Here is a 26,425-nt window from a genome sequence, read left to right on the forward strand (position 1 = left end):
CCGGCGGCATGGCGGCGTCCGCGCGGCGACCGGTCGGGGCGCCCGGGGCCGCCGGGTCGGTCGGGGCTGCCGCCGGGCGGGGCCGGCCGGGGCCGGGCGCCGCGCCGAACGTCGGGGCTCCGGGCGGGCCTGCGGGATCTCCCCCACCAGGGCGGGGGACGGTGGGTGGCGCGGGCGGCGGCCCGCCGCCGCGAGGACCAGAGCCGGGCGCAGCGCCACGCCGTGCCGGCTGGCCCGGCCCGGGGACGCCTGCGCTGGCGGGTCGGTCGGCCGAGGGGCGTTCGTCCGGTCGGCGGCCCGGCTGCGGTGGGGCATCGCCCGGCCAGGGTCCGTCGACCGGCCGGCGACCGGCGGTGGTGTCGGGGTCGCCTCGGCGTGGACCGGGCGGGGCTGGCTGCGCGGGGGCGTCCGGCCGGCCGGACGGCGGCGCAGATGGGCCGCCGCGCGGTGCGTCGGGCGCCGCCGGAGCGCCCTCGGGGCCCAGTTCGGTGCGCTGCTGCTTGGCTGAACGCAGGTCGTCGATCCAGCCGAACTCCTCACCCGATACCGGCTCCTCGGGCTCGGCCTCGGCCTTGCCGCGACCCCAGCGGCGGCCCTTGGCGCGGGGATCCCGCCCCTCGTCCGGGCCCTCGTCCGGCCGGTCCCCACCACGCGATCTCACTGTTGACCCTCTCCTGCGGCGTTCGTGCCGCTGTCCTGCGCCATGCCGGGACCGCTCGTGCCCGTCGCCGGGCGACCGTTCTCGCCGACCTCCGCCGACGCGGGCGGCCCGGCCGTCGGGGCCTCCGGGCGCGCGGGCGGGGCCGGCAGCCCGCGCACGATCCGACGCAGCAGCGGCAGCCGGGTGGCCACCGACCGCTCCGCGCCGTGCGGGCTGGGCCGGTAGTAGTCGGTGCCCACCAGATCATCCGGGACGTACTGCTGGGTGACCACGCCGCGCTGGTCGTCGTGGGGGTAGCGGTAGCCCGTCCCGTGGCCCAGCCCTCGGGCCCCGGCGTAGTGCGCGTCGCGCAGCCCACGCGGCACGGCGCCGCCCCGACCGGCCCGCACGTCGGCGATCGCGGCGCCGATGGCGGTGGTGGCCGAGTTCGACTTGGGGGCGGTGGCGAGGTGGATCACCGCCTGGGCCAGGTTGAGTTGCGCCTCGGGCAGCCCGACGTACTCGACCGCGTGCGCGGCGGCGGTGGCCACGCTCAACGCACTCGGATCGGCCATGCCCACGTCCTCGCTGGCGAAGATGACCAGCCGGCGGGCGATGAAGCGGGCGTCCTCCCCGGCGACCAGCATCCGGGCCAGCCAGTGCACCGCGGCGTCCACGTCCGAGCCGCGCATGCTCTTGATGAAGGCGCTGATGACGTCGTAGTGGGCGTCGCCGTCGCGGTCGTAGCGCACCGCGGCCACGTCGACCGCCTGCTCGGCGGTGGCCAGGTCGATCCGCTCGGCGCCGAGCGCCCTGGCGGAGGCCGCCGCGGCCTCCAGCGCGGTCAACGCCTTGCGGACGTCCCCGGCGGCGAGTCGCACCAGGTGGTCCTCGGCGTCGGTGGCCAGGGTGAGCGCGTCGGCGAGGCCGCGCTCGTCGGCGACCGCACGGCGTAGCAGACCCCGCACCGCCTCGTCGTCGAGCGGTTGCAACGTGAGCAGCACGCACCGCGAAAGCAGGGGGGAGATGACCGAGAAGTACGGGTTTTCGGTGGTGGCCGCCAGCAGCGTGACCGTCCGGTCCTCGACGGCGGCGAGCAGCGAATCCTGCTGGGTCTTGCTGAACCGGTGCACCTCGTCGATGAAGAGCACGGTCTGTGGGCCGCCCGATCGGCGCTGGCGGCGGGCCGTCTCGATCACCGCGCGGACGTCCTTGACGCCGGCGGAGAGCGCCGACATGGCGACGAACCGGCGGTCGGTGGCCCCGGCCACCAGATGCGCGATGGTGGTCTTGCCGCTGCCCGGCGGTCCCCAGAGGATGACCGACATCGGGGCGCCCCCGGAGACCAGTTGCCGCAGCGGCGCGCCGGGGGCGAGCAGGTGCCCCTGCCCGACCAACTCGTCGAGGGTCGCCGGGCGCATCCGGACGGGCAGGGGCGAATCGTCCGCTACCGGAGTGAAGCCGTCGACACCGGCCGGGCCGTCGGGCGCGCTGCGCGTCCCGGCGGGTGCACCGAGGGAGAAGAGGGCGTCGGACTCCATCAGGAAGACAGTACCGGGCCCGGCCTACGACGCCGGAATCGCGCCGTGGGCCGGGCCATCGGTGATCGGTTCCGGTCAGCCACGGCCGGGACGACGGCCCCGGTACCAGCGGCCGCCGCCACCGCCGCCGCCGCCGCGCGGGCCGCTGCCCACGCCGCCCAGGTAGAGCGCGAGCAGGAACAGGCCGAGGAGCACGAGCGTGTTCCAGTTGAACAGGTCCGGTGCGCCGAAGTTGGTGTCGAGCAGGTCGATCAGCAGGGCAAAGCCAAAGACGATGGCCGCGAGAATGGCGAGCATGTCGGTTCCTCCGGTGGGGGTTCCCAGTAGGTCGGCCCGGATGTACCCAATCGGTCGGCTCGCCAATCTCCACCGTGGATCGCTGTCGTGCCCGTCCCCACCCGGTGCCGGTGCCAAATCCCGGACTTCCTAGGCTGACGAACATGATCATCGACGACCAGGTGCTCCAGGACCGGGCCGCCGTCCTGGCCGCCGCCGGCCACCATCCGTACGCCCGGCACGCGCTCTGGCTCGGGGCGCCGGCATGCGCCTACCACCGCGACGGCGCGGTGCTCTGGCTGGTGCCGCCGGAATTCGGCCCCGCCGGCAACGCGATCGGCCCGATCGAACCGGCGCTGGAGATCTGCGCCGCGCTGATCGCGGACGGGGTGCTGCGCCCAGGGCAGCGGCTGCACCTGCCTCGGCACGATCCCGGCCTGCTGTCGGGCCGGCTGGCGGTGGCCCGGCACGACGACTGGGACTTCCACTGGACCGGCGTGGCGCCGCCGACGCAGCCGGACGAGGAGCGGGTGGTCCGGCTCACCGACGCCGACCACCCGGCGCTGACGGCGCTGATCGACGAGGCGTTCCCGAGCACCACCTCCCGCCCGGGCGACTCCCGGGTCGTCGACTGGTACGGAATCCGGGCCGACGACGGTCGGCTGGTGGCCGCCGGCGCGGACCGCAGCCAGGGCGACGTCGGTTTCCTCGCCGGCCTGACCGTCGCTGGAGACCAGCGGGGCCGAGGGCTCGGCGCGGCGCTGACCGCCGGGATGACCCGTGCCCTGCTGGCCCGCTATGACACCGTCGGGCTCGGCGTCTACCCCCACAACGTGGGCGCGGTACGCCTCTACCGGCGGCTCGGCTTCACCGACACCCTCGGGCGCAGCACGCTGACGCTGGCCTGAGGGCCGCGTCCTACCGCTCGGCGCGCACGGGGATCGGCGTCGGGTCGGCGGCTGCATCAACGGCGGCCTGCTTGCGGCCGGCGAACCACGCGGGCAGGTAGAGCGGAGCGGCGACGGCCAGCACCACCCCGCCGACCACCATGGCGGTGCTGACGCTGGCAGCGGCGGCGAGCGCGGTCAGGGCCACCATGCCCAGCGCGCCGGCCGGCTGCGCCATCATCGAGTTCAGTGAGAGCACGCTGGTGCGGTACGGGCCCTCGACCTGCCGGTGCAGCAGACCACTGTGCAGCGGGTTGGACGCGCCGTGCACGCCGTAGCAGGCCAGGTAGGCCACGAGCACCCCGACGGGCCCGGCGAACAACCCCATGCCGACCACGGTGACGCCCTGGAGGATGCGCAGCAGGGCCGCGCCCGGCGCGGCGCCGGGCCAGCGCAGCAGCAGCGGGGTCAACGCGGCCCCAGCCGCCGAGACGAGCCAGGCGGCCGAACTGGCCGGGCCGAGCAGCGCGGCGGCGCGTTCCGGGTCGCCGATCACCTCGGCGAGTCGGACGGGCAGCAGTGATTCGAAGGTGACCATGCCGAAGCCCCAGAACAGCTCCACGGCCACCAGTGCCAGCAGCACCCGGGACCGGCGCAGCAGACCGACCGCCTCGCCGATCATCCGGGGCGCCTGCGCCACGGAGGCCCGGACCGCCGCCGCTCCGGTGGCCGGCCGCTGCTCGACCAGCAGGACGAGCAGCGCGACCAGCGCCACCACCTGAGCGAGGACGGCGACCAGCACGGGCACGGTGAGCGCGCTGACCGACCCGATCGGACCCAGTGCGACGAAGCCGCCGCCGAGCAGCGCGCCACCGCCGATGGCCAGCCCGGCGACGGTGCCGGCGTGGCCGAGACCGCGCTCGTACTCCGCCTCCGGGTCCGCGGCCAGCGTGGCGTCGACGTACCAGGACTCCAACGGGCCGCTGTCCAGCGCCCGGTAGATCCCCTGCAATGCCCAGACCAGGAAGAACAGCGCGAACGAGGTGGCCACCGCGAACAGCGACAGCGAGACGAGGTTGAGCACGCCGGCGGCGAGCAGCACCGGTCGGCGACCGAGCGCGTCGGCGAGCCCGCCGGTGGGCAGCTCCAGGGCCAGCACCAGCAGCCCCTGCGCGGTGGCGGCCAGGCCGATCTGCGGCAGCGACAGGCCGCGCTCCTGCATCAGCAGGATCATCACCGGGATCATCAGACCGGTGGGCAGCCAGCGCAGGCCGTAGAGCGTGAGGTAGCGGCGGCGGACCTGGCGGACGGACAGCGCGCTCACCACCGCTCGTCCAGCCGTGGGAAGCCGGCCACGAACAGGTGTACGGGTTTGACGTCCGCCGCTTCGGCGACGGGCTCGTCCCGGTAACGCATCAGCACCTCCCACAGATCGTCAGAGAGAGCCCGCAGTCGGGCCGGGTCGAGCGGCAGCACCAGGTCACTCATGCCGGCGGCAGCACGCCAGGCCGGAGACTCGTGGTGCTCGACGGCCAGCCATCGCTCGGCCTGGTCGGCCAGGATCCGCACCTGGTCGGCCTGGATCCACTGCACGGCGGCGCGGGCGTCCGGGTCGTCGTCGAAGTCGGTGGGCTCGAAGTTGCTCATGTCGTGCGCCGCCCGCCACCAGCGCTGCCGGCTGGTGCCCCGGTCGGGGTCCTCGGTCACCAGCCCGACCTCGGCGAGCTGGCGCAGGTGATAGCTCGTCGCACCGGTGTTGGTGGCCAACTTCTGGGCCAGCACGGTCGCGGTCGCCGGGCCGTCGACCCGCAGCGAGCCGAGCAGCCGCATCCGCAGCGGGTGGGCCAGCGTGCGGACCTGCCGGCTGTCGAGGTGGACCTCGACAGGCTCGGGCTGGCCGATCGGTGGGGAACTCTCCATACATGCACACTATCTCTGCACAGTCTCTATGCACAAGAGTTGTGCATAGAGACTGTGCATCAGACGTTCAGCGCGCCAGGAGTTCGCGCACCCCCCGCAACCGGGTCCGCAGCAGGCCGGCGGCGCGGGCCGAGTCGAGACGTACGTCGGTGGGGTGGGCCAGACCGGCGGCCACACTCGTGGTGGTCTTCAACCCGGCCGCGTCCAGGCCGAACCGATCGGCCACCAGCAGCCCCAGCTCGGCCCGGCTGACCGCGTCCGGCCCGGCCACGTTGAGCAGGCCTGCGTACTCGCCCTCGACCAGTTCCAGCACGGCGTCGGCGAGATCGGTGACGTCGACCGGGCAGCGCAGCTCGTCACTGAACAGGGCGGCCCGGCCGGCGAGCGCCTCCCGGCAGAGCTGGATCTGCTTGCTGCCCTCTCCGAGGATCAGCGAGGTACGCACCAGCGCCGCGCCGGGATCGACCGCTCGCACGGCGGTCTCGGCCGCGGCCTTCGCGGCCCCGTACGCGTTCACCGGGGTCGGCGGCTCGTCGTCGGCGTACGGCTCGGGCCGGCCGGCGTGCAGCGCGTCACTGGACACGTGCACCAGCCGGGCGCCCACCTCGGCCGCCGCGACCGCCACGTGGGCGGCCCCCTCGGCGGTGACCGCCCAGTCCCCGTACCGGTAGGGCGTGCCGACCACGGCGTCCGGCCGCACGTCCGCGACCAGCGCGCGCACCGCGGCCCGGTCGGTCACGTCCAGCCGGCGCGCGGCGACGCCGGGCGCGGCGACGGTCCCCGAGTGATAGGTCCCCACCACCGACCAGCCGGCGTCCGACGCCCGTCGGCAGACGACCCCACCCAGAAACCCGCTGGCCCCGACCACGAGCACCCGCATCCCACCACTCCCCTGCCGTTGATCAAGAGGTTTGCGTCATCCCGCGGGGCGATGATGACGCAAACCTCTTGATCGACCAAGCAGTAGGGAGGCGGGAGGTCAGACCGGGTTTTCCACCGGGGCGGCCGGACCGGCCGTGCCGGTGTGGGCGGTAGCCGGCGGCTTCGGCTTGGCGTCGATGCCGGCCTCGGTGCGCTGCTGGCCGGTGATCGGCGTGGGAGCGCCGGTCAGCGGGTCGAAGCCACCGCGGGTCTTCGGGAACGCGATCACCTCGCGGATGGAGTCCGCGCCGGCGAGCAGCATGCAGACCCGGTCCCAGCCGAAGGCGATGCCGCCGTGCGGCGGGGCGCCGTACTTGAACGCCTCCAGCAGGAAGCCGAACTTGTCCTGCGCCTCCTCGGGGGTGATGCCGAGCAGGTCGAAGACCCGCTTCTGCACGTCACCCCGGTGGATACGGATCGACCCGCCGCCGATCTCGTTGCCGTTGCAGACGATGTCGTACGCGTACGCCAGGGCCCGGTCCGGAGCCTCCTCGAAGCGGTCGACCCACTCCGAGTTCGGCGAGGTGAACGGGTGGTGCACGGCCGTCCAACCGCCCTCGTCCGTGCGCTCGAACATCGGCGCGTCGACCACCCAGCAGAACGCCCAGGCGCTCTCGTCGATCAGGCCGGACCGCTTGGCGATCTCGACCCGAGCGGCGCCGAGCAACTCCTGCGCCTCCCGCGTCGTGCCGCTGGCCGCGAAGAAGACCGCGTCGCCGGGCTTGGCGCCGACCGCGTCGGCGAGCCCACCGAGGTGCTCGGCGGAGAGGTTCTTGGCCACCGGGCCGCGCGCCTCGCCGGTCTCGGCGTCCAGCACCACGTACGCCAGGCCACGTGCGCCGCGCGCCTTGGCCCAGTCCTGCCAGCCGTCCAGCTCCTTGCGGCTCTGCGCCGCGCCGCCCGGCATCACCACCGCGCCCACGTAGCCGCCCGCGTCGATGGCACCGGCGAAGACCCGGAACTCGGTGCCGCGCAGGTAGTCGGTCAGCTCGGTCAGCTCCACGCCGTAGCGCAGGTCCGGCTTGTCGGAGCCGTACCGGGCCATCGCGTCGTGCCAGGTGATCCGCAGGATCGGCCCGGAGATCTCGTGCCCGGCCAGGTCCTTCCAGAGCGTCGAGACGATCGCCTCGCCGAGGTCGATCACGTCGTCCTCGGTGACGAACGACATCTCGATGTCGAGCTGGGTGAACTCCGGCTGCCGGTCGGCGCGGAAGTCCTCGTCCCGGTAGCAGCGGGCGATCTGGTAATACCGCTCCATGCCGCCGACCATCAGCAGCTGCTTGAACAGCTGCGGTGACTGCGGCAGCGCGTACCAGCTGCCGGGCTGGAGCCGCACCGGGACCAGGAAGTCGCGGGCGCCCTCGGGCGTGGAGCGGGTCAGCGTCGGCGTCTCGATCTCCAGGAAGTCGCGCTCGTGCAGCACCCCCCGGGCGAGGTGGCTGGCCCGCGAGCGCAGCCGCAGCGCGTTCGCCGGGCCGCTGCGGCGCAGGTCCAGGTAGCGGTACTTGAGCCGGATGTCGTCACCGGCCTCGACCTGGTCGTCGATAGGCAGCGGCAGCGGCGCGGCCTCGGAGAGCACCTCCAGCTCGACGGCCGTCACCTCGACCCCGCCGGTCGGCAGCTCCGGGTTCTCGTTGCCGGCCGGCCGGAGGGTCACCTCGCCGGTGACCTTCACGCAGAACTCGTTGCGCAGCGCGTGCGCGTCCTCTTCGCGGAACACCACCTGGACCACGCCGGAGCCGTCGCGCAGGTCGACGAAGATGACGCCACCGTGGTCACGGCGGCGGGCCACCCACCCGGCGAGCGTCACCGTCGAGCCGGCGTCCGCGGCGCGCAGGCTTCCGGCATTGTGGGTACGGATCACGCTGGCAACTCCTCATCGTGGAACAGTCCTCACCGGCATTCTGTCAGGGGCGACCGTCCGTCCTCCCGGGCACCCGGCACGCCGGGCCGATTCCCCGGTGGGCGGGACCGGTGAACCCGGCTCGACGGCCCGCCATGCCGGTTAACGTGGCCGAATGCGCGCCGTACCGATGTGGGCCGTCGCCACGGCGACGGCGGCACCCGTGCTGCTGGTGGCCGGCTGGACGGTCGCGGGCGCCCGCCAGCCCACCGGTTACGACCCGATCCGGGACACCATCAGCCAGTTGGCGGGGCAGGACGCGACCGATGCCTGGATCATGATCGGCGCTCTGGTGCTGCTCGGCTGCTGTTACCTGGCGACCGCTGCCGTCCTGCACGCGGCCGGGCTGCCCAGCCGCTTCCTGCTCGCGGTCGGCGGGGTGGCCACCATCGCGCTGGTCGCCTTTCCCCGGCCGACGGTCGGCGGGTCGCTCAGCCACGGCATCGCGGCCACCGTGGCCGTCCTCGCCCTGGCACTCTGGCCGGCCGGTTCGGCGCTCTCCCTGCCGCGCGGCCGCGACGCTGCGCACCCGGCGGCGCCGGAGCCACCCTGGGCGTTCCGCCGGGCGGTCGGCCTGAGCGTCAGCGCAGTGCTGCTGTGCCTCTTCGGCTGGTCCGCGTTCGAGGTGACCTCGGGGTCCCGGACCGGGCTGGCCGAGCGGGTGACGGCGCTGGCCGTCGCGCTCTGGCCACTGCTGGCGGTCATCTCCGCTCGGCGGGCGCACCTCGCCTGGGCCGCGGACGGCTCCGTACCTCTCGGTGTGGGTGGCCTGTCGGCTGTCGTACCGCAGGATCCCCCGCAACCGACGCACGGGCCCGCCCCGCGACGGCCCGGCCGGCTGCCCTGAGGTGGCCGCCGGGCCGGATCGCCCGGGCGCGAGGGGGAGGTCGGGGCGCCCGGACGCGCGGCGCGGGCCGCCGGGAGGGGTTCCGGCGGCCCGCGGGCGATGGATCGATCAGAAGACGCTGACGCCGTAGCGGCTGAGCGCCTCGGTGACGGGCTGGAAGTAGGTCGTGCCGCCGGTGCGGCAGTTGCCACTGCCGCCGGAGGTCATGCCCAGCGCGGTGCCGCCGCTGAACAGCGAGCCGCCGCTGTCGCCCGGCTCGGCGCAGACGTTGGTGCGGATCAGGCCGGAGACCGAACCCTCGGCGTAGTTCACCGTCGCGTTGGTCGCGTTCACCGAGCCGCTGCGCAGGCCGGTGGTGCTGCCGGAGCGCTGGACCGACTGGCCGACCGAGGCGTTGCCCGAGCCGGTGATGTCCCGGTAGCTGCCGTTGTAGAGGTAGACGTTGCCGGCCGCGTTGGCCGAGTTGTTGTGCCGCACGATGCCGTAGTCGTTGCCCGGGAAGCTGGTGCCGGTCCGGGTGCCGATCAGCGCGGTCTGGCCGGAGTTCGAGTACCAGCTGGCCGAGATGTTGGTGCAGTGCCCGGCGGTGACGAAGGAGTAGGTGCTGCCGCTGCGCACGTTGAAGCCGAGCGAGCAGCGCCCGCCGCCACCGGCGTAGATGGCCTGGCCACCGGAGATCCGGGTGCTCAGCACGCCGGCCTCGGCCTCGACCCGGACCGCGCCGTTGGCCCGCGCGGCGGCGGCCTTGACCCGCTCCAGCTTCGCCCCGGTGACGGTGCTGTCCACGGAGACGACGACCTGGTTGGTGACCGGGTCGCTCCACCAGGCGGTGCCCGGGATCTTGGCGGAGCGCTCCAGCTCGGCGGTGGCCCGGTTGAGCTCGGCGGCGCCGCGGGTGACGTAGCGGACGACGGCGCCGGAGTTGCTCACCTGACGGGCGGCGGCCGCGTCGGTGACGGTGACGACGGACCGGCCGCTGGCGTCGAGATAGGTGCCGGCCGAGCGGTCGCCGAGCTGCGCGGAGAGCGCGGCGGCGGCGTCGGGCGAGGCGGCGGGGGCAGCCTGAGCGGGCGCGCCGATGAGCGAGCCGACGACCAGGGCTCCGGCGACAGCGGCGGTCGCCGTGACGCGGAGTGAGGACCTCGTGGGTCGCATGTAACAAACCTCCTGGGCGGGGGACGGGTCTCGCCGGGGGTAGCGGACCCGAGTGACAACCCGGCCGATCTGGGGAAACCGGCCGGCTCCAGTGAAGTATTCACATGTATAAGATCAATAACAAGACTTGGTACGCCCGGAATCGGCGCAACACCCCTGACCCGCTGGCGAACAGCTACCGTCACATCGCAAGCGCACCCCGAATCCGGTCGCCGGACAACCGCGGGGGCGGCGTCAGGGGGTGCGGCGGCGGGCGCCCGGGCCGGGCTCCGGCACCACGTCGCGGGGCCGAGCAACCTCGTGCCCGTCCGCACAGCGCAGCGCGACACGCACCCGCGCCCCGCAGTCCCGGTGACTCACGCTCAGCGCCGAGCCCTCGGGGTCGGCCAGGTACCGGTCGCCCCACCCGAGCACGGCGACCAGCACCGGCCACAGGTCCAGGCCCTTCTCGGTCAGCCGGTACTCGTGCCGCAGCCGGCTTCCCGGCTCCCGGTACGGCTCGCGGCGCAGCACGCCCTGCTCGACCAGGGTGGCCAGCCGGTTCGTCAGCACCTGCCGCGGCATACCGGTACGCACCCGCATGTCGTCGAAGCGCCGCACGCCGGTGAACACCTCGCGCAGCACCACCAGGGTCCACCGTTCGCCGAGGATCTCCATGGCACGGGTGATCGTGCAGTTGTCCATCGACCAGGCGAGTGCAGCGGGCGTCATACCGCCAGGCTAAGTCTCATTGACAGACTCAGCAACGTGATGCCAGGCTGAGTCCATGACACAGACGCAGGAGCCGGTCCGCAGCCGCACGTTCACCTGGGCGGATCCGGCGGCCAACGCCGCTCTGGTCGGTCGGCGCAGTGGCCTCGACCTGCTCCGGGCGATGATCGCCGGGGAGTTGCCCCCGCCACCGGTGATGCACCTGATGGACATGACCCGGATGGAGGCCGACGAGGGGCGTGTCCTCGTCGAACTGATTCCACAGGAGTTCCACTACAACCCGCTCGGCACCGTCCACGGTGGCGTCATCTCCGCCCTGCTGGACACCGCCGCGGGCTGCGCCGTGCACACCACCCTGCCCACCGGCGTGGGCTACACCTCGCTGGACCTGAACGTGAAGTTCCTCCGCCCGGTCACCACGGCCAGCGGCATGCTGCGCTGCGAGGGCACCGTACTCCAGCGCGGCCGCCGCACCGCCCTGGGCGAAGCCCGCCTGACCGACGCCAAGAACCGCCTGGTAGCCCACGCAACCAGCAGCTGCCTACTCCTCCCCCTGGAGTAACCCACTCCCTCCCCGACCCCGACCCGCGCCCTCCCCACCCCGACCCGCGCCCCCACCCCCGACCCGCGCGATCTTGCACTTTCGGTCGCCGAAACGAGAGGTTTGCACCAGTTCGGCAGGACAGAAAGTGCAAGATCGCGCGGGCGGACGGCGCAGACGGACCGCGCGGGCGGGGCGCGGGGGGCGCGGGGGCGGGAGGGCGCGGGGGCGGGAGGGCGCGGGGGCGAGAGGGCGTTGGGGTCAGCGGGCCAGGCGGGCGGCTCGGGCGTCGCGCTTCTCCTCGAAGCGGGTGGCGGCCGTCTGCAGGGTGTCCAGCTGGGTCGCCAACTGCTCGCGGGCGGCCTCGCCGTCGGCGTCCAGGCCGGTCACGTTGAACACGTCCCACTGACGCAGCACCGGCAGCAGCACCTCGTCGCGGTGCTGGCGCAGGTCGTAGATGCCGGCCAGGGCGATCGCCACCGACTTGCGGGCGAAGCCCTCGATGCCGCTGCCCGGCATCTGGAAGTCGGCCACCACGTCGGCGACGGCCCGCATCGCCTGGCTCGGGGCCAGCTCGAACGACGCCGCGAGCAGATTGCGGTAGAAGACCATGTGCAAGTTCTCGTCGGCGGCCACCCGGGCCAGCAGCGCCTCGCAGGCGGGGTCGCCGGTGGCCTTGCCGGTGTTGCGGTGCGAGATCCGGGTGGCCAGCTCCTGGAACGAGACGTACGCCAGGGAGTGCAGCACCTCGTCGCCGTGGGCGTTGGTGTAGCCCTCCGACATGTGGGTCATGCGGGCCCGCTCCAACGCCACCGGGTCGACCGCCCGGGCGACGGTCAGGTAGTCGCGGATCGCGACGCCGTGCCGACCCTCCTCGGCGGTCCACCGGTGCACCCAGGTGCCCCACGCGCCGTCGCGGCCGAACAGGGTGGCGATCTCGTGGTGGTACGAGGGCAGGTTGTCCTCGGTCAACAGGTTCACGATCAGCGCGGTGCGGGCCACGTCCGGGATGGCGGAGTCGGTCGGTGACCACGCCTCACCGCCGAGCGGCCCGTCGAAGGTACGGCCCTCGCTCCACGGCACGTACTCGTGCGGGAACCACTCCTTGGCGATCGCAAGGTGGCGGTCCAGGTTGCGGGCGACCACCGGCTCCAGTTCGAGGAGCAGTGCGGTCTGACTCAGTGTGGTGCTCACGGTCACGAGAAACTCCCTACGGTGGCGTAACTTACGCCACCGTAGGTCCCCGCGGCCGTACGCGCCAGTAGTGACGCTCAGCGAACCTGTGGCGTCAGGTCCTCCCGGGGTGGCATCCACTCCTCCGCAACGGCCGTGACCTGCTCACCGGAGCGAATGTCCTTCACCTCGTCCGGTGCCCCGTCCACGCCCGGGAACCAGACGTACGGGATGCCCCGTCGCTCGGCGTAGCGGATCTGCTTGCCGAACTTCGCCGCGCTCGGCGACACCTCGGTCGGCACCCCGCGTCGGCGCAGCGCCTCGGCCACCCGGTTGCTGGCCGGGCGCCGCTCCTCGCTGGTCACCGCGACGACCACGGCGGTCGGCACCTCGCGGGAGACCGACAGCTCCCCCGCGCCGAAGAGCAGCCCGAGCAGCCGGGTCACCCCGATCGAGATCCCCACCCCGGGGTACGACGTGGCACCGGCGCTGGCCAGGGTGTCGTACCGGCCGCCGGAGCAGATCGAGCCGAACCGCTCGTAGCCGCGCAGCTGGGTCTCGTAGACGGTGCCGGTGTAGTAGTCGAGGCCGCGGGCGATGCGCAGATCCGCCACGCAGAGACCGGGCGAGTGCTCCGCGGCGGTCTCCACCACCCGGACCAGCTCCTCGATCCCCTCGGTCAGCAGCGGGTCGTCGACCCCGAGCGCGCGTACCGCATCGGCGAAGGAGGCGTCCGGCGCCGAGATCTCGGCCAACGCCAGGCACGCCTTGGCCTGCGCCTCACTCGCCCCGGCGGTCTGGGCCAACAACTCGGCGACCTTCGCCGGGCCGATCTTGTCGAGCTTGTCCACCGCGCGCAGCGCCGCCTCGGTGTCGGTCAACCCGATACCCCGGTAGAAGCCCTCGTTGACCTTGCGGTTGTTCACCTGGATGACGACCGGCGGGATCGGCAGGGATCGCAGCGCGTCCCCGATCACCAGCGGCATCTCCGCCTCGTGGTGCGGGGCCAGGGTGTCCCGGTCGACGATGTCGATGTCGGCCTGCACGAACTCCCGGTAGCGCCCCTCCTGCGGCCGCTCACCCCGCCACACCTTCTGGATCTGGTAGCGGCGGAACGGGAACTGCAGCTTTCCGGCGTTCTCCAGCACGTACCGGGCGAACGGCACGGTGAGGTCGAAGTGCAGGCCGAGCTGGTCGTCGCCGGCCGCGCCCTCGGCGTCGGCGTGCAGCCGCCGGATCACGTAGACCTCCTTCGAGGTCTCGCCCTTGCGTAGGAGCTGGTCCAGGGGCTCGACCGCGCGGGTCTCCAGCGGCGCGAAGCCGTACAGCTCGAAGGTGGCCCGGATCTTCTCGAGCACGTACTGCTCGATCATCCGCTGGGCGGGCGTCCACTCCGGGAAGCCGGAGATGGGCGTGGGCTTGCTCATGACGTACTCCTTGCGGTTCCGCGTCGCGACGCGGTGCGGTCGTGGGTCCGCGCGCGGCGCGGACGGGTGCTAGAGGCCCCGGGTGGGCGTCGCCGGCCGGGCGTCGCCGGCCTGCGCCACCTCGACGAGGTACGGGTTGCTGGCGCGCTCGCGGCCGATGGTGGTGCTCGGCCCGTGGCCGGGCAGCACCACGGTGTCGTCGGCCAGCGGGAGGATCTTGTCGCGCAGGCTGGTGAGCATCGCCGGCATGCTGCCGCCGGGCAGGTCGGTGCGGCCGATCGAGCCGGCGAACAGCACGTCGCCGGAGAGGCAGATCTCGTCCGCCTCCCAGCTCGAGCCGGCGCCGGGCAGTCGGAAGAGCACCGACCCGCCGGTATGGCCCGGAGCGTGGTCGACGGTGATCTCCAGGCCGGCCAGCGCGAGGGTGGCGCCGTCGATCAGCTCGGCGACGTCCTCCGGCTCGGTGTAGCTCAGCCGGCCACCGAAGAGCGACGTCAGGTCGGTCGAGAGACCCTTGGCCGGGTCGGCCAGCATCTCCCGGTCGCCGGGGTGGACGTACGCGGTGATGCCGCGGGCACCACAGACCGGCGCGACCGAGAAGGTGTGGTCGAGGTGGCCGTGGGTGAGCAGGACGGCGGCCGGGTGCAGACGGTGCTCGGCGAGCAGCGCGTCGAGCTGGTCGAGCACCCCGATCCCGGGGTCGACCACCACGCACTGCTCCCCCGGCGCGGTGGCCACCACGTAGCAGTTGGTGCCGAAGGCGTCCGCAGGAAAGCCGGCCACGAGCACGGGCGCTGTCCTTCCGTCGAGCTGTCGTCCTGCCCAGCAGCCTATCGGGCCACGCGACCGGGTTCCGCGCGTCCGTCCCACCCGCCCCGCCGGGCACACTGACATCGCCCGATAAGCGCTGCTGGCGGCGGGGTTCGACCTCGTACACCACTTTCCCAGTCGCTAGCCGTACACTCTGGCGGGCGTGTGGCGCGGCACACGTGACGCCGGTGGGCCGGGACGCCCGGCCGCCGGTGACGACCAGGCAGAGGAAGGGGAGCACGGGTGGCTTCCAGCAGCGACCGGCAGCGCAAACTGGCGCGGGCCAAGCTCGACCGGCAGTTGGCTCGCCGGGCGGCCGCCACGCGGCGGCGTCGGCAGATCCAGGCCGGTGTCGGCGCAGCCCTGATCCTTGTGCTGATCGTGGCCGGGTCCGCCTGGGCGCTCGGTGCCTTCGACTCCGACCCCAAGCAGAACTCGGCCGCGGCGGACGTCTGCCTCTGGACGCCGCAGGACGCGGCGGCCAACACCAATCTCAAGGACGTCGGCACGCCGCAGACCAAGGGCCTGCCCACCGAGGGCACCCGTGCCATGACGGTGACCACCAACCAGGGTGCGCCGATCACCGCCCAGTTGGACCTGGCCAGCTCCCCGTGCGCGGCGGCCAGCATCGCGCACCTGGCGAGCCGGTCGTTCTACGACAACACCAAGTGCCACGAGATCACCGCCGACGGCGCGCTGCGCTGCGGCGACCCCAGCGGCACCGGCCTCGGCGGCCCGTCCTACTCGTTCTACGACGAGGACGTGCCCACCGTTCCCTCCGCGTCTCCGTCGGCCACCCCGGCACCCGGCCAGCCGCCGACGTACCCGAAGGGGACCGTCGCGATGATCGCCAACCCGCCGGGCTCCAACGGCAGCCAGTTCCTGATCTTCTTCAAGGACTTCACCACCACCGACCCGAAGTACCCGGTGATCGGTCGGGTGACCGGCGGCCTGGACGTGGCCGAGAAGATCGGCGCCCTGCCGACCGTGGACAATGGGACGGGGGCCAAGGTCAAGCCCAAGACCGACGTGGTGATCCAGAGCCTCACCGTCGGTGAGCCGGTCACCGCCGCGGCATCGTCGCCGCCGGCCTCCGGCGCCCCGGCCAGCAGCCCGAGCGCCGGCTGACCGGCCGCCCCACCCCACCCACAGCGGCACCCAGACAGACAGCCAGGAGGATCCAGGCGTGACGTCCACCAGAGAGCGGCAGCGCGCGGCGGCACGCGCCCGGCTCGAGAAGGATATGGCCGAGCGCTCGGCCAAGGCCCGCAAGCGCCGGCAGACCCAGGCGATCGTCGCCGCGGCCGCCGCGCTGGCGCTCGTGGTCGCCGGCACCGTCTGGCTGGCGGTGAGCCTCAGCGGTGACGACGACAAGCCGACGAACGACGCCGCGGCGCCCGGCGCGTCCGAGTGCGCGTTCACCGCGCTGCCGACGGACCAGCGGCCCAAGCAGATCAAGGACGTCGGGCTGCCGAGCAACCAGCAGTCCGGCACCGGCGTGCAGACCATGACGATCGACACCAACCTGGGCCCGATCACCGCCAAGGTCGACCGGTCGCTGGTGCCGTGCACGGCGGGCAGCTTCAGCTACCTCGCGCAGAAGGACTTCTTCGACAACTCCAAGTGCCACCGCCTGGTGACCGAAGGCATCAAGGTGCTGCAGTGCGGTGACCCGAGCGCCACCGGCGCGGGCTGGCGGGACACCGACGGCCAGGGCGGCCCGAGCTACCGGATGGCCGAGGAGAACCTGCCGACCGACAAGCGCCCGCCGTACCCGGAGGGTGTCATCGCGATGGCCAATTCCGGCCAGCCCGGCAGCACCGGCAGCCAGTTCTTCATCGTCTACGGCGACTCGCCGCTGGACGCCGCGTACACGGTGGTGGGCACCGTGACCGGCGGCCTGGACATCGTCAAGGACGTGGCCAAGGCCGGCGACGACGGCGCGTTCGCCCAGCAGGCCGGCGGTGGCCACCCGAAGAAGGAGGTCATCATCAAGGACCTCACGATGAGCCCGCCGCAGAGCTGACACTCGATCCGACGCAGAAGCGCCCGCCGGCTGAGCCGGCGGGCGCTTTCGCGTGTCGGGCGTGACCCCGACGGGGTACGCCGAGGGTGGCGCGTCAGGCGCCGGAGGTGACCCGGTAGGCGTCGAAGACGCCGTCGACCTTGCGGACCGTGGCCAGCAGGTGGCCCAGGTGCTTCGGGTCGGCCATCTCGAAGCTGAACCGGCTCACCGCCACCCGGTCACGGGTGGTGGTGACGGTGGCGGACAGGATGTTGACCCGCTCGTCGGAGAGCACCCGGGTGACGTCGGCCAGCAGCTTGTGCCGGTCCAGTGCCTCCACCTGGATGGCTACCAGGAAGGTCGAGGCGGAGGTGAGCTTCCAGCTGACCTCGACCACCCGCTCGCTCTGGGCCCGCAGGTCCTCGGCGTTGGCGCAGTCGTCACGGTGCACGCTCACTCCGCCGGAGCGGGTGACGAAGCCGAAGACGGTGTCCGGCGGGACCGGGGTGCAGCAGCGCGCCAGCTTGATCCAGACGTCGCTGACGCCGCGGACGACCACGCCCGGGTCGGCGCTGCTCTGCCGACTGCGCGGCGGCCGGGTGGCGACGGCGGTCTCGGCGATGTCCTCCGCCGCGCCCTCCTCGCCGCCGTACGCGGCCATCAGCTTCTGCACCACCGACTGCGCGGAGACCTGGCTGTCGCCGACCGCGGCGTAGAGCGACGCCACGTCGGCCAGGTGCAGGTCGCGGGCGATCGACATCAGCGCGTCGGAGGTGAGCATCCGCTGCAGCGGCATGCCCTGCTTGCGCATCGCCTTGACGATCGCGTCCTTGCCGGCCTCGATCGCCTCCTCGCGCCGCTCCTTGTTGAAGTACTGGCGGATCTTCGTGCGTGCGCGCGGGCTCTTGACGAAGCCCAGCCAGTCCTGAGTGGGGCCGGCCGTGTCGGACTTCGACGTGAAGATCTCGATCACGTCGCCGTTGGAGAGCGTCGACTCCAGCGGCACCAACTTGCCGTTGACCCGCGCCCCGATGCACTTGTGCCCCACCTCGGTGTGCACCGCGTACGCGAAGTCCACCGGCGTCGACCCGGTCGGCAGCGGGATGACGTCACCCTTCGGGGTGAAGACGTACACCTCCTGGCTGGACAGGTCGAAGCGCAGCGCGTCCAGGAATTCGCTCGGGTCGGCGGCCTCCCGCTGCCAGTCCAGCAACTGCCGTAGCCAGGTCATCTCGTCGATGTGCGCCGGCGGGCCGACGACCTGGGTGCCCTTGTGCTCCTTGTACTTCCAGTGCGCGGCGATGCCGAACTCCGCGGTGCGGTGCATCGCGTACGTGCGGATCTGCATCTCCACCGGCTTGCCGGTGGGCCCGATGACCGTCGTGTGCAGCGACTGGTACATGTTGAACTTGGGCATCGCGATGTAGTCCTTGAACCGACCCGGCACCGGCTGCCAGTTGGCGTGGATCACGCCCAGCGCCGCGTAGCAGTCGCGCACCGTGTCGACCAGGATCCGCACGCCGACCAGGTCGTAGATGTCGTTGAAGTCGCGACCCCGCACGATCATCTTCTGGTAGATCGAGTAGAGGTGCTTCGGCCGACCGGTGGTCTCCGCCTTGATCTTGGCGGCCTTGAGGTCGGTCTGCACCTTCTGGGTCACCTGACGCAGCAACGCCTCGCGCTGCGGCTGGTGCTCCCCGATCAGCCGGTTGATCTCCTCGAAACGCTTCGGGAACAGCGTGCCGAAAGCCAGATCCTCCAGCTCCCACTTGATGGTGTTCATACCCAGCCGGTGGGCCAGCGGGGCCAGGATCTCCAGCGTCTCCTTGGCCTTCTGCTCCTGCTTGGGACGGGGCAGGAAGGTCAGGGTGCGCATGTTGTGCATCCGGTCGGCCAGCTTGATCACCAGCACCCGCGGATCCTTGGCCATCGCCACGACCATCTTGCGGATCGTCTCGGCCTTGGCCGCGTCACCCAGCTTGACCTTGTCGAGCTTGGTGACGCCGTCGACCAGCAGGGCGACCTCGCCGCCGAAGTCGGCGCGCATCTGGTCGAGCGTGTATTCCGTGTCCTCGATGGTGTCGTGCAGCAGCGCCGCGACCAGCGTGGTGGTGTCCATCCCCAGATTGCCCAGGATGGTGGCCACCGCGAGCGGGTGCGTGATGTACGGGTCACCGGACTTGCGGTACTGCCCCGAGTGCCAGCGGGCCGCGGTGTCGAAGGCGCGCTGCAACAGCCGGGCATCGGCCTTCGGGTGGTGGACCCGGTGGGACGAGATGAGTGGCTCCAGCACCTCGCTGACCTGCGAGGTCTGCCAAGGAGCGTTGAACCGGGCCAGCCGGGCCCGGACCCGCCGGCCGGTGGGCGCGTTGGAGAGCCCGAAACCGCCGCTCGGCGACGGATCGATGGTGGCGTCGGTGGGAAAGGGGACCACGACCCCGTCCGCCTCGGGGGCCGCCTCCGCGGTCGGAGCGCCACTGATCGGCCGCACAGCGCCGTCGACCGGAGCCGAGCCGGAGCCGTTGTCGGCGCCCGTCACCCGGGCCGGCGCGTCACCGGACCGCTCGGTCACCGAGCTGTCAGCGTCGCCTGTCGGGTGCACCGTGCCCTCCGCCGGAGGGACGACATCGTGGGACACCGGCCTCCTCACCGCTCGCCGGGAAAACACCAGCCGAACGTCGGCCGGCCTGGTCTCGCGCTGCCCGACGGCGTACCGCCAGCGTCAGCAAAGGGCAATGCTACCCGCCCGCACGGCCCCCTGCCGCTCCGCCGGACGGCCGGGACCGGGTCCGCCCGACGGTGTCGGGATCAAACGGTCAGCAGAGCATGGACCGGACGCGGCGCGAGCCGCTCGCGGCCACCCAGGAAGCCAAGCTCGAGCAGTACGGTGAAGCCGGTCACGGTCCCACCGGCCCGCTCGACCAGGTCCAGCGTCGCCTCGGCGGTGCCACCGGTGGCCAGCACGTCGTCGACCACCAGCACCCGGTGCCCGGCGGTGAAGGCGTCCTCGTGCAGCTCCAGGGTCGCCTCGCCGTACTCCAGGGCGTACGAGACCGAGTACGCCGGGCGGGGCAGTTTGCCGGCCTTACGGACCGGCACCACACCCACCCCCGCCGCGTACGCGACCGCCGCCGCGATGACGAAGCCCCGCGCCTCGATGCCGACCACGGAGTCGAAGCCGTCCCGCCCGTGGTACGCGACGATCCCGTCGACCACCTCGCGGAACGCGGCCCCGTCGGCGAACAGCGGCATCAGGTCCTTGAACATGACACCGGGCTGGGGGAAGTCGGGCACGTCCAGCACCCGGCTGGCGACCAAACGGGCGGCCTCCGGGCCGCTGTCCCCGCGCGCCGCGGTGCTGTGGGTCTCCGTCACGGCAGTTCCGCTTCCTTCCAACGACGACGGCGTCCGGCAATGCTGCTCGCACAGCATGCCGGACGCCGTTCGGGCGTTTCCTCCCGGGTCTGCCCCGGGTGGCCGTCAGCGCCGCTTGGCGCCACCCGGCCGGTTGCCGCCGCCACCGGGACGACCGCCCCGGGCACCGGTCGGCCGCTTGCCCGCCGGACGGGCACCCACCTTGGGCGAGGCACCGGCCAGCGCCGGGGTCTCCGGGTCGACCTCGTCGACCCCGTCGGTCTGGACCGGGCCCGGGGTGCTCTTCGTGGTGCCCTCACCGCGGGACAGCGCGCCCCGGCGGGACAGCACCCGCTTGTTGTGCGCCTGGATCCGCGGGTCGTAGTTCTTGAGCAGCACCAGCAGCGGCGAGGCCACCAGGATGGAGGTCAGGAACGCCACCGCCATACCGACGAACAGCACCAGGCCGAGGTCCTTCAGGGTGCCGGCGCCGAGCAGACCGGCGCCGATGAAGAGCAGACCCCCGACGGGCAGCAGGGCGACCACCGAGGTGTTCAGCGACCGCATCAGGCTCTGGTTGACGGCCAGGTTGGCCGCCTCACCGTACGTCTGGTTGTTGTTGGCCGTGATGCCCCGGGTGTTCTCCTGCACCTTGTCGAAGACCACCACCACGTCATAGAGCGCGAAGCCCAGGATGGTGAGGAACCCGATGATCGTCGACGGGGTGACCTCGAAGCCGACCAGCGAGTAGATGCCGGCGGTGAGGATCAGGTTCATGAACAGCGAGGAGACCGCGGCGACGGCCATCCGCCACTCGAAGCGCAGGATCAGGTAGACCATCACCAGCGCGATGAAGATGATCAGGCCGAGGATGGCCCGCTCGGTGACCTGGCTGCCCCACGCCTCGCTGACCTGGTTGCCGCTGATCTGACTCGGCTGGATGCCGAGCTCATCGGCGATCTTGGCCTCGACCGCGGTGGCCTGCTCGGGGCGGAGCTGCCCCGTACGCAGCTCGTAGCTGTCGCCGCCGGTGCCGCCGACCTTCTGCGCGGTGACCACCTCGACGCCGCCGCCCTCGGCCGCGAGGGCCGCGTTGACGCCCCGCTCGGCCTCCTCGAGGGTGCCGACGCTGGCCGGCACCTGGAACGAGTTGCCGCCGGCGAACTCGATGCCGAGGCTGAAGCCACGGATCGAGAAGCTGAGGATCGCGATCAGGACCAGGACCCCGGCGACGCTGAACCAGAGCTTGCGCCGACCGATGACGTTGAGACCGGCCTCGCCGTTGTAGAGGCGGCTCGCCAGACCGTTTTCCGCCATCTCAGGCCTCCTTGGCGCGCGGGTTGCGGGGCTGAGTCTGCTGGGTGCGGGCCGGAAGCGCCCGGCCCAGACCGCTGACCCGCGGGGACAGGAACGCCCGGGTCCGGGCGAACATGGTCATGATCGGGTGCCGGAAGAGGAACACCACGACCAGGTCCAGCACGGTGGCCAGACCGAGGGCGAAGGCGAAGCCCTTTACCGTGCCGACCGAGACCACGTAGAGCACCACCGCGGAGAGCAGGGTGATCGCGTTCGCCGAGATGATCGTCCGTCGGGCACGGATCCAGGCCCGGGGCACCGCGCTACGCGGGCTGCGACCCTCCCGGATCTCGTCCTTGAGCCGCTCGAAGTAGATGACGAACGAGTCCGCCGCCACACCGAGCGAGACGATCATGCCGGCGATGCCGGCGAGGGTGAGCGTGAAGCCGATCGACCGGCCGAGCACCACCAGCGCGCCGAAGACCAGCAGCGCGGAGAGGATCAGGCTCAGGAAGATCACCGAGCCGAGCAGCCGGTAGTAGAAGAACGCGTAGATGATGACCAGCAGCATGCCGATGCCGGCCGCAAGCAGACCGGCCCGCAGGTGGCTGGCGCCCAGGGTGGCGGTGACGTTCTGCTTCTCCTGCTGCTCGAAGGTGATCGGCAGCGCGCCGTAGCGCAGCTGGCCGGCCAGCGCGCTGGCGTCCTTCTGGGTGAAGTTGCCGGTGATCTGGGAGTTGCCGGTCAGCACACCCTGGATCTCCGGGGAGGACACGATCTCGTTGTCCAGCACGACGGCCACCCGGCACTTGCCGTCCTGGCCGAGCGCGGTCGCGTCGCAGGCCTGGCCCTCGTTGGTGAACGCCTCACGGGTGAGGCCGGTCCACTTGTCCTGGCCGCTGCCGCTGAAGTCCAGGCTCACGACCCAGGCGTTGGTCTGGTCGAGCACCGCGTCGGCGTCGTCCACGTCGGTGCCGAGCACCTTGGCCTGGTCGAGCAGGTTCTTCGAGGCGCCGTCCTCGCAGGCGACGACCTGCTGCTTCGGGTCGGAGATCGACGCCGGCGGCCGCTTGTCGAGCTGCGCGCAGCTGATCGACGGGACGTTGAACTGCATCTGCGCCGGCAGCACCGCGACTTCCTGCGGCGACAACGTGCCGAACGGCTTGAACTTCTCACCGAGCGAGGGGTCGGTGGTGAGGTCGGCCGGGGCCTGCAACGCGCTGGCGGCCTGCCAGGCGGGCGCGCCGACCTTCTGCTCGACGGCCTTGCGCTGCTCCTCGATGCTGGCCGGCACGGGCTCGGCGCTGGCGCTCGGCGACGGCGCGGCGGCACTCGGCGAAGCCGAGGTCGACGGGGTCGACGGGGCGCTGGGGGTGGGGGAAGCCGGGGCCATCCCGCCCTGCCCGCCGCTGGGCGACGAGGAGACCTTCGCCCCGGGGCTGCCCGACGGGGTCACCTTCGGCGACGCGCTGCCGGACGGCGCCGGGCTGGCACTGCCCGTCGGGGTCGGCGTGGCGGCCGGCGGCGCGGTGACCGCGCCACTGCCGTCGGCGGCCTTGAGCACCTTGCGGAAACGCAGCTCCGCGGCGCTGCCCACCTCGTCGAGGTTCCGGTTTTCACCGGGCAGGGAGATGACGATGTTGCGGTTGCCCTCGGTGACCACCTCGGCCTCGGCAACGCCGAGCCCGTTGACCCGGTTCTCGATGATCTGCCGGGCCTCCTCCAGGTTTTCGGCCGTCGGGGGCTTGCCGTCAACGCTGTTGGTCGCCTCCAGCGTCATCCGGGTGCCGCCGATCAGGTCCAGACCGAGCCGAGGCTCGAGCCGGTCCTTCAAGCCGCCGCTGGCGCCGCCCGAGAAGAACACCAAAAGATAGAGGACGACGAAGATGAACCCGAGCACGGCGAGCTGCCGCCCGGGGCGCATCTGTCCCTGAGGTGGTGCCACGGCTGTCCTGTCTCCCTGTACGGTCGCGCCGCTGCACGCAGCGGCGGCGGGGGTCGGGCCGGGGGTCCCGGCCGACGGGTCTGACCTGGGCCGGCGAGGTGCCGGCACGACGGCCGGACGCGCCGGCGCGAAACGCCGACGGTCACGGGGGCGTGCCGATGCCCGGCGTCGACCCAACTATCCAGTTTTCACGTCGCATCCGCTGCCCCGTCGGGCGCGGTGACCCCGGGGGCCGGTCGACCGGCCGTACGCCGGACCCGCCACCCCAGGGAAGGGGGTCACTCCTTGACGGTGTCCGCGTCCTCGGTGACCGGCTCGCTCGGCAGCTCCGCGCGGGTGACCACCCGGGCGATGGCCGGACGGGCATAGCGCGTCTGCACACCCGGGGCGATCTCGAGCAGGACGGTCTCGTCCTCGATGCCGGTGACGGTGCCGTAGAGCCCGCCGATGGTGACCACCTCGTCGCCCGGACCGAGCGCGGACTGCATCGACTCCGCCTCGCGGCGGCGCTTCTGCTGAGGACGGATCATCATGAAGTACATGACACCGAAGAGCAGGGCGATCATGAGGATCGGTGTGAAACCACCGGCTCCCCCACCCGCTGCTGCGTAATACACGGTTACTGACCTTCCCATTGACCACCTGCCCGGCACGGGGGGTGCCGGAGCGGAGGCGGTTTCTCACGTCCTGTACAGACCGCGGCGAAGTCTAATCCCTGCGCCTGGGAACACCGAATGCGGCGCAGATCACGTTCATATCACGGCTGATCGGCGTCCAAGGAGAACAGATCGGGCGCCGGAGGGACATCCACCCCAAATGTACCATTCGGTGGCGTACGACCCAGGTGCCGCCAGGCCGCCTCGGTGGCCACCCGGCCACGCGGGGTGCGGGCCAGCAGACCGGCCCGGACCAGGAACGGCTCACAGACCTCCTCGACGGTGTCCGGCTGCTCCCCCACCGCCACGGCCAGGGTGGACAGCCCGACCGGGCCACCCCGGAACGAGTCGACCAACGCGGTCAGCACCGCCCGGTCCAGCCGGTCCAGGCCGAGCGCGTCGACGTCGTACACGGTCAACGCCGCCCGGGCGGTGACCAGATTGACCACTCCGTCCGCCCGCACCTCGGCGTAGTCGCGGACCCGGCGCAGCAGCCGGTTGGCGATGCGGGGGGTGCCCCGGGACCGGCCGGCGATCTCCGTCGCGCCCTCGGTGGTGATCGGCACACCGAGGATCCGCGCCGAGCGGTGCAGGAGGGTCTCCAGGTCGGCTGGCGCGTAGAAGTCCAGGTGCGCGACGAAGCCGAACCGGTCCCGCATCGGCCCGGTCAGCAGACCCGACCGCGTGGTCGCACCGACCAGGGTGAACGGCTCCACGTCCAACGGGATGGCGGTGGCACCCGGCCCCTTGCCGACCACCACGTCGACCCGGAAGTCCTCCATGGCGCTGTAGAGCAGCTCCTCCGCCGGCCGGGCGATCCGGTGGATCTCGTCGATGAACAGCACGTCACCCTCGGCGAGGCTGGTCAAGATGGCCGCCAGGTCGCCGGAGCGCTCGATCGCCGGGCCGCTGGTCACCCGGATGCCCGCGCCCAGCTCGGCGGCGACGATGTTGGCCAGGCTGGTCTTACCCAGGCCGGGCGGGCCGGAGAGCAGGATGTGGTCCGGAGGCGAGCCACGGCGCATGGCGCCCCGCAACAGCAGGTCGAGCTGGTCACGCACCCGGTTCTGCGCGATGAACTCGGCCAGCCGCCGAGGCCGGACGGTGGCCTCCGCGTCCCGCTCCGCGTCGTCGACGTACGCCGAGACCATCCCCTCGAAATCGCTCATCGGGTGCGACCGAGCAGGCGGATGGCCTGCTTGAGCAGGACCGGCACCGGCGGGGTCGCGCCGTCGATCGTCTCCGCCACCGCAGCCACCGCCTGGTCGGCCTGCCCGGCCGTCCAGCCCAGCCCGACCAGCGCCTGGCGCACCTGCTCGGGCCAGTTGCCGCCGGTCACCCCGGCCGCGCCGTCGGCGCCGATCGGCACCGGGCCGATCCGGTCGCGCAGCTCCAGCACCAGGCGCTCGGCGCCCTTCTTGCCGATTCCGGGCACCCGGGTCAGCGCGGCGGTGTCGGCGTTGGCGATCGCCTTGCGGACCGCGTCCGGCGTGTGCACGGCCAGCACCGCCTGGGCCAGCCGCGGCCCCACGCCACTGGCGGTCTGGAGCAGCTCGAACAGCGCCTTGGAGTCGTCGTCGGCGAACCCGTAGAGGGTCAGCGAATCCTCCCGGACCACGAGGCTGGTGGCCAGCCGGGCGCTCTCGCCGACCCGCAGGTCGGCCAGCGTCCCCGGTGCACAGTGCACGGCCAGGCCGACCCCGCCGACCTCGATCACGGCCTGGTCCGGACCAGTCGCGGTCACCGTGCCGCGCACGCTGGCGATCATCGCGCTCCTCCTCGTCGTGCACGGTCGGCCGCGGCGGCCAGCTTGGAGCGGGTCCCGCCGCGCCAGATGTGGCAGATGGCCAGGGCGAGCGCGTCGGCGGCGTCCGCCGGCTTCGGCGGCTCGGCCAGCCGCAGCAGCCGGGTCACCATCGCGGTCATCTGCGCCTTGTCGGCCTGACCGGAGCCGGTCACCGCCGCCTTCACCTCGCTCGGGGTGTACGTCTGCACGGGCAGGCCAGCCCGCGCCCCGGCCAGCACGGCGATGCCACTGGCCTGTGCGGTGCCCATCACCGTGCGGACGTTGTGCTGGCTGAACACCCGCTCGACGGCGACGGCGTCCGGCTTGTGCTCGGCGACCAGCTCGGCGAGCGACCGGTCCAGGTGTAACAGCCGCAGCGGCAGCTCGTCGGTCGGCTCGGTGTAGACCACGTAGTAGGCGACCAGGGTGCACGGCCGACCCGGCACGCCTTCGACCACGCCCACCCCACACCGGGTCAACCCCGGGTCCACTCCGAGCACGCGCACGCCGCCCCCTCCCCAGCCGTCAGCAGTACGTGTGTTCGACACCCTAACCGGCGCCCTTCCCACCAGCCCCACGGGACACGCCCCCACGCCCCCACGCCCCACGCCCCCTGCCCCCTGCCCCCGCG

General features: G+C 72.4%; 24 protein-coding genes and 1 pseudogene. 5 read left to right on the forward strand and 20 right to left on the reverse strand.

Going from position 1 to position 26,425, the window contains the following annotated elements; translation table 11 throughout:
- From V6V47_RS31125 to V6V47_RS31135, 3 genes and pseudogenes are all read right to left on the reverse strand, one after another.
- Nucleotides 1-315: pseudogene (locus V6V47_RS31125) on the reverse strand (hypothetical protein); the annotation flags it as partial.
- A gap of 342 nt (nt 316-657) precedes the next feature.
- Complete coding sequence (locus tag V6V47_RS31130; protein ID WP_334632108.1) at nt 658-2,181, reverse strand: replication-associated recombination protein A; 1,524 nt, start codon at nt 2,179-2,181, stop codon at nt 658-660.
- A gap of 75 nt (nt 2,182-2,256) precedes the next feature.
- Nucleotides 2,257-2,478 carry a hypothetical protein gene (locus V6V47_RS31135; RefSeq protein WP_334632109.1) on the reverse strand — a complete coding sequence of 74 codons (222 nt, stop codon included), beginning with the start codon at nt 2,476-2,478 and terminating at the stop codon, nt 2,257-2,259.
- A 143-nt stretch (nt 2,479-2,621) separates the two neighbouring features.
- On the opposite strand from V6V47_RS31135, the gene V6V47_RS31140 reads away from it, so the two are divergent.
- The gene (locus V6V47_RS31140; RefSeq protein ID WP_334632111.1) at nt 2,622-3,365 is read left to right on the forward strand and encodes a GNAT family N-acetyltransferase; all 744 of its coding nucleotides are present in this window, start codon (nt 2,622-2,624) and stop codon (nt 3,363-3,365) included.
- 10 nt (nt 3,366-3,375) lie between these two features.
- On the opposite strand, the gene V6V47_RS31145 is transcribed toward V6V47_RS31140, so the two are convergent.
- The 4 genes from V6V47_RS31145 to aspS form a co-directional block, all read right to left on the reverse strand.
- Nucleotides 3,376-4,671, reverse strand: a complete 1,296-nt coding sequence (locus V6V47_RS31145) for an MFS transporter (protein WP_334632113.1) — start codon at nt 4,669-4,671, stop codon at nt 3,376-3,378.
- Nucleotides 4,665-5,264 (reverse strand): helix-turn-helix domain-containing protein, encoded by a 600-nt coding sequence (locus tag V6V47_RS31150; protein ID WP_334632114.1) that lies wholly within the window; start codon nt 5,262-5,264, stop codon nt 4,665-4,667. Before V6V47_RS31150 ends, V6V47_RS31145 begins: the two co-directional genes overlap by 7 nt.
- A gap of 67 nt (nt 5,265-5,331) precedes the next feature.
- Entirely contained in the window at nt 5,332-6,144 is an 813-nt protein-coding gene (locus V6V47_RS31155) for a sugar nucleotide-binding protein (RefSeq protein WP_334632115.1), read from the reverse strand.
- Between the two features lie 99 nt (nt 6,145-6,243).
- Nucleotides 6,244-8,049 carry an aspartate--tRNA ligase gene (aspS, locus tag V6V47_RS31160; protein WP_334632116.1) on the reverse strand — a complete coding sequence of 602 codons (1,806 nt, stop codon included), beginning with the start codon at nt 8,047-8,049 and terminating at the stop codon, nt 6,244-6,246.
- 154 nt (nt 8,050-8,203) lie between these two features.
- Between aspS and V6V47_RS31165 the strand changes: the two genes are divergently transcribed.
- Nucleotides 8,204-8,935, forward strand: coding sequence for a DUF998 domain-containing protein (locus V6V47_RS31165; RefSeq protein WP_334632118.1), 732 nt, complete (start codon nt 8,204-8,206; stop codon nt 8,933-8,935).
- A 108-nt stretch (nt 8,936-9,043) separates the two neighbouring features.
- Here V6V47_RS31165 and V6V47_RS31170 read toward each other — a convergent pair whose 3' ends face one another.
- Both V6V47_RS31170 and V6V47_RS31175 read right to left on the reverse strand, forming a co-directional pair.
- Nucleotides 9,044-10,090, reverse strand: a complete 1,047-nt coding sequence (locus V6V47_RS31170; protein WP_334632119.1) for a S1 family peptidase — start codon at nt 10,088-10,090, stop codon at nt 9,044-9,046.
- 234 nt (nt 10,091-10,324) lie between these two features.
- Complete coding sequence (locus V6V47_RS31175; RefSeq protein WP_334632120.1) at nt 10,325-10,801, reverse strand: winged helix-turn-helix transcriptional regulator; 477 nt, start codon at nt 10,799-10,801, stop codon at nt 10,325-10,327.
- 55 nt (nt 10,802-10,856) lie between these two features.
- Here V6V47_RS31175 and V6V47_RS31180 point away from each other — a divergent pair, with 55 nt between their 5' ends.
- Nucleotides 10,857-11,363, forward strand: a complete 507-nt coding sequence (locus tag V6V47_RS31180; protein WP_334632121.1) for a PaaI family thioesterase — start codon at nt 10,857-10,859, stop codon at nt 11,361-11,363.
- Nucleotides 11,364-11,603: 240 nt separating this feature from the next.
- Here the strand turns inward: V6V47_RS31180 and V6V47_RS31185 are convergent, their stop codons facing one another.
- From V6V47_RS31185 to V6V47_RS31195, 3 genes are all read right to left on the reverse strand, one after another.
- Nucleotides 11,604-12,542 (reverse strand): acyl-ACP desaturase, encoded by a 939-nt coding sequence (locus V6V47_RS31185; RefSeq protein ID WP_334632122.1) that lies wholly within the window; start codon nt 12,540-12,542, stop codon nt 11,604-11,606.
- 71 nt (nt 12,543-12,613) lie between these two features.
- Nucleotides 12,614-13,942, reverse strand: a complete 1,329-nt coding sequence (hisS, locus tag V6V47_RS31190; RefSeq protein WP_334632123.1) for a histidine--tRNA ligase — start codon at nt 13,940-13,942, stop codon at nt 12,614-12,616.
- A gap of 69 nt (nt 13,943-14,011) precedes the next feature.
- Nucleotides 14,012-14,731 carry an MBL fold metallo-hydrolase gene (locus V6V47_RS31195; RefSeq protein ID WP_334632124.1) on the reverse strand — a complete coding sequence of 240 codons (720 nt, stop codon included), beginning with the start codon at nt 14,729-14,731 and terminating at the stop codon, nt 14,012-14,014.
- Nucleotides 14,732-14,995: 264 nt separating this feature from the next.
- Between V6V47_RS31195 and V6V47_RS31200 the strand changes: the two genes are divergently transcribed.
- The gene (locus tag V6V47_RS31200) at nt 14,996-15,880 is read left to right on the forward strand and encodes a peptidylprolyl isomerase (protein WP_334632125.1); all 885 of its coding nucleotides are present in this window, start codon (nt 14,996-14,998) and stop codon (nt 15,878-15,880) included.
- 58 nt (nt 15,881-15,938) lie between these two features.
- Nucleotides 15,939-16,778, forward strand: coding sequence for a peptidylprolyl isomerase (locus V6V47_RS31205; protein ID WP_334632126.1), 840 nt, complete (start codon nt 15,939-15,941; stop codon nt 16,776-16,778).
- Between the two features lie 94 nt (nt 16,779-16,872).
- Here the strand turns inward: V6V47_RS31205 and V6V47_RS31210 are convergent, their stop codons facing one another.
- The 8 genes from V6V47_RS31210 to ruvC all read right to left on the reverse strand — a co-directional run bounded on the left by V6V47_RS31210 (nt 16,873) and on the right by ruvC (nt 26,300).
- Nucleotides 16,873-19,395 carry a RelA/SpoT family protein gene (locus tag V6V47_RS31210; RefSeq protein ID WP_334632127.1) on the reverse strand — a complete coding sequence of 841 codons (2,523 nt, stop codon included), beginning with the start codon at nt 19,393-19,395 and terminating at the stop codon, nt 16,873-16,875.
- A 170-nt stretch (nt 19,396-19,565) separates the two neighbouring features.
- The gene (locus tag V6V47_RS31215; RefSeq protein ID WP_334632128.1) at nt 19,566-20,132 is read right to left on the reverse strand and encodes an adenine phosphoribosyltransferase; all 567 of its coding nucleotides are present in this window, start codon (nt 20,130-20,132) and stop codon (nt 19,566-19,568) included.
- 105 nt (nt 20,133-20,237) lie between these two features.
- Nucleotides 20,238-21,428 (reverse strand): protein translocase subunit SecF, encoded by a 1,191-nt coding sequence (secF, locus tag V6V47_RS31220; RefSeq protein WP_334632129.1) that lies wholly within the window; start codon nt 21,426-21,428, stop codon nt 20,238-20,240.
- A gap of 1 nt (nt 21,429) precedes the next feature.
- Complete coding sequence (gene secD / locus V6V47_RS31225) at nt 21,430-23,352, reverse strand: protein translocase subunit SecD (RefSeq protein ID WP_334632130.1); 1,923 nt, start codon at nt 23,350-23,352, stop codon at nt 21,430-21,432.
- Nucleotides 23,353-23,630: 278 nt separating this feature from the next.
- Nucleotides 23,631-23,987, reverse strand: a complete 357-nt coding sequence (yajC, locus tag V6V47_RS31230) for a preprotein translocase subunit YajC (RefSeq protein WP_334632131.1) — start codon at nt 23,985-23,987, stop codon at nt 23,631-23,633.
- A gap of 122 nt (nt 23,988-24,109) precedes the next feature.
- Nucleotides 24,110-25,177 carry a Holliday junction branch migration DNA helicase RuvB gene (gene ruvB / locus V6V47_RS31235; RefSeq protein WP_334632132.1) on the reverse strand — a complete coding sequence of 356 codons (1,068 nt, stop codon included), beginning with the start codon at nt 25,175-25,177 and terminating at the stop codon, nt 24,110-24,112.
- Entirely contained in the window at nt 25,174-25,776 is a 603-nt protein-coding gene (ruvA, locus tag V6V47_RS31240; RefSeq protein ID WP_334632133.1) for a Holliday junction branch migration protein RuvA, read from the reverse strand. Before ruvA ends, ruvB begins: the two co-directional genes overlap by 4 nt.
- Complete coding sequence (gene ruvC, locus V6V47_RS31245) at nt 25,773-26,300, reverse strand: crossover junction endodeoxyribonuclease RuvC (protein WP_334632134.1); 528 nt, start codon at nt 26,298-26,300, stop codon at nt 25,773-25,775. Before ruvC ends, ruvA begins: the two co-directional genes overlap by 4 nt.
- Between the last annotated feature and the right edge of the window lie 125 nt (nt 26,301-26,425).

The sequence above is a fragment of the Micromonospora sp. CPCC 205539 genome (assembly GCF_036906815.1).
In the GTDB taxonomy this organism is placed as follows: Bacteria; Actinomycetota; Actinomycetes; order Mycobacteriales; family Micromonosporaceae; genus Micromonospora.